This is a genomic window from Edaphobacter aggregans DSM 19364 (assembly GCF_000745965.1).
Lineage (GTDB): Bacteria > Acidobacteriota > Terriglobia > Terriglobales > Acidobacteriaceae > Edaphobacter > Edaphobacter aggregans.
Genome location: NZ_JQKI01000271.1, coordinates 1 through 3,209 on the forward strand (window position 1 = coordinate 1; position 3,209 = coordinate 3,209).

General features: G+C 53.9%; 2 protein-coding genes. One reads left to right on the forward strand and one right to left on the reverse strand.

The window, feature by feature from the left end:
* The first annotated feature begins 249 nt into the window (after positions 1 to 249).
* Complete coding sequence (locus Q363_RS30995) at positions 250 to 1,956, forward strand: serine hydrolase domain-containing protein (RefSeq protein ID WP_281176114.1); 1,707 nt, start codon at positions 250 to 252, stop codon at positions 1,954 to 1,956.
* A gap of 355 nt (positions 1,957 to 2,311) precedes the next feature.
* Here Q363_RS30995 and Q363_RS31000 read toward each other — a convergent pair whose 3' ends face one another.
* Positions 2,312 to 3,022, reverse strand: a complete 711-nt coding sequence (locus Q363_RS31000) for a hypothetical protein (protein ID WP_035358490.1) — start codon at positions 3,020 to 3,022, stop codon at positions 2,312 to 2,314.
* Between the last annotated feature and the right edge of the window lie 187 nt (positions 3,023 to 3,209).

A 3,209-nucleotide genomic window follows, 5' to 3' on the forward strand; every position in this document is an offset into this window, starting at 1 on the left:
CTATGCCCACGACGCGAAAACACTCTACACCAACTCCCTTGCACGTTTCATCTATCGCGGGTCGGAAACACCGGTGGGGGACTGTTACGAAACTCCTGCGGGGAGAAACGTGGAATTGCGTACGAACCGGACTTTGAGATTGCGTTTTTACCCCGCGCGGGAGCGATGTTTGGGTCATCGGGTTGATGATCTCGCCAGTCGGAGCCTCTCAGGTGTCGAGATTTTGCATCCGAACCATTCATCTTCGGCGTGGTAACTATTAAGAGTTGGGCTTTGCATCTTTCAACAAGGATTGAAACGAGGGGTAATGATCACAACGCGCAGGGACTTCATCAGAACGTCGGTCGCAGCCTCACTAGTTGCGACACAAACCCGTCCTTCGGTGAAGCTGGGGACGCGTCACCTCTAAAAAATCAAATCAAAGGTGTTGCAGATGCGCTCAGATTTCCTGGCTTCGTCGCCGGCGTCGTGCGCGGCGGAAGATTAGTTGACGTGCAAGCCGAGGGATTCGCGGACATCGAGGGAAAACTCCCAATGCAACGCGACAACATCTTCAATGTCGCATCCCTTACGAAAACCTTTACAGCCGTGATGATGATGCAGTTTCAGAGAGAGAAGAGACTTAACATAGACGATTACGTTCTGGACTATCCGTTTCTCTCCGTAGGCTTTTCGTCAGATCGACTCCTCGATGCAAACACCCGTCTCAAACATGTTCTCAGCCACACCTCAGAGGGCACACCCGGCGACAACTTTGTCTACAGCGGGAGCCGTTACAACTTCCTCTATGGCGTGTTTGAGTCGATGAGCGGGAACAAGCAGCATTACCAGGCGGTGTCGCAGGAACTATCCCACCGCATCCTTCAGCCTCTCGATATGCAAGGGACTGTCGGCGGCTATCCTGGCGAGGCCGATAAGGCACACCGAGCGAAGCTGGTTACGCCTTATCTGCTCGACTCCAACCACAAAGTGCCGGTCCGCGATGAGGCAATGCCCGGATATAGCTCCACTCTGTTTCCGGCAACGAACGTTTTCACCTGCCTTGATGACCTTGTGAAATACATGACGGCGCTCGACGATAATGTTCTAATCCCAGCTGAGTACTACAACCTGATGACGACACCCTTTGTCCTCAATGGAGGCTCTCGAAGTCCTTATGGACTAGGCTGGAGCACCCAAGTGGTGTCAAACCTGAAGGTGCATTGGCACTATGGCTGGGGCGACTCCTATTCCGCTCTCATCGTTCGGGTGCCAGAGAAGAAGACGTCCTTCGTTCTCCTTGTCAACTCGAGTGGGGCTTCTGCCCCATTCACCCTTCAATACGGAAATGTCCTTGCATCCCCCTTCGCAGTCGCTTTTCTTAATACCCTGATTCCGAAATCTGCGCCTGCTGCCCGCCCCACGACCGACCCCGCACCGAACCTTTTGACCGGGATATCGCCGGAGAGCCCACTTTTCTTGGACGCGCTCCTTTCAGAGGTTCTGTTGGACCAGTACATGGAGACCTCTTTCGGGACGTTCGCCGGCCAGGCAAATACATTACTGCGGTACTTGGTGAAAGCGGCACCGGAACGCTTTCGGCGGGCGGATTGGACTCTTCTTGGCGCTCTTACTTCCACCAAAGAGAAAGACTTCTCAGGCCCCGTGCGTGCGATGTCCCGCGCCTATCGTGAGAGTGCTCTGTTCCATCCCGACGTGAGCAGTGGGATTGCGGATTATTACGCTCGGATCGGAGAAGGTGAGCAGTCCACCGAATGGCTCCGCGACACGGTTCGACGCAGCGGCTATGGTGAGGAACCGACAATGAGGCGGGCCTGCGTTGAACGTGGTTCACAACTGCTTCGATCAGGCCAGATTTCAGAAGGTCGCCAACTCCTTTGGAAGGCGGCTCAATATGGGCGTACGACCGAATCGGAGAGTTACCAACAAGGTCTCATTTCAAAAATGAAACCATGATGGCATTAGCATGGTCGTTCTAAAAGTGGAATTAGTGGGAAGATCCTATTCCTCAAAAACGGGGTTAGCGGCAACTTCGAGTGTTGGGCTGCTGGTTGCAATGGAATGCTGCCACTGCGTGCAACATTATGCTGCCACTGGCGGCATTCCCGATGCACTATTATCCTGCCGCCCGGTGCAATCCAATCTTGCCATTTAGTTCGAAGCGGTCTCGATTGCCAAATGCAGCTGTCCGAGGCGGCATGGCGACTCCGGTCGGAGCAACAGGCAGTAAGGTGCGGTTTGCCCGTAAGGTGCGGTTTGCTCGAATAGCTGACGGTCATCAGTCTCTAATCGCGTTCCACGTAGGTTGCACCTATTCCCTGACTCTTGCTGGGCTCAATGGGCTATTCGCCAGGTGGAAGAACCACGCTGCAAGCAGGCAATTGATCACAAATACGATGGGAAAATAGGCGGAGTTATTCAGTGCGTCGAGCCATGTCTGGCCGGCGAATGTGCTGCTTATGCGGCCTAACAGGCGAAGAATGTTGATCGCAAAGGCAAGTGACGCAAGCCGCGACCAGCGATCCTGATCCTGCAAGGTGGCATAAAGGAAAGCGCAGGACGCCAGCAGAAATGAAAGCATGATCTCAAAATAAATACCCCGCGCCATATCGCTCCAAAGCAGGTACCGGTGCACGATCATTGCCTTCTCCACCGGGGAGCCGCTAGTGCGGAATGAATTGGCCCACCTTTGCCCGACGACAAAGAAGTCCATGCTGCGAGCCGTAAATTCAAACCCAATAAATGAGATTCCCGCGATCAGTCCTGTCAAGGCAGCAATCGGGGTCGCTGACCAGTAGCGCATCGCGATCGCGATGTAGGGTATGACGAGAAGAAGGATCGAGGAAAGAATGAGAAGCGCCCGAGCGCGATCCATTGGCAGCAAATAGATCAACAGTTCGTGCTCTGGCCCGTGTGCATCCGGGATCCAAAACCGGGTGGCGAGTTCCTGGAAAGTCTGCGCGGCAATAAAGAAAAGAATGCAGGATCCAGCGAATTGATAACGGCGTTGTTCTTGTCGCATGCGATGAATGCCTCTTTCTAAATTCTGCAACCTTGCGAATCAGCCCTTTATCCGTAATATTCTGGGATTGATCCTCAGTTTACGAGAACAGCCCAATGCACGCATTATGAGAGGGCGTCCTGCTTAAGAAGGCAGTCTTGGTCGGCGACCCATGCTTGCGGGGGCTTTGCCCCCACACCCCCAGGAT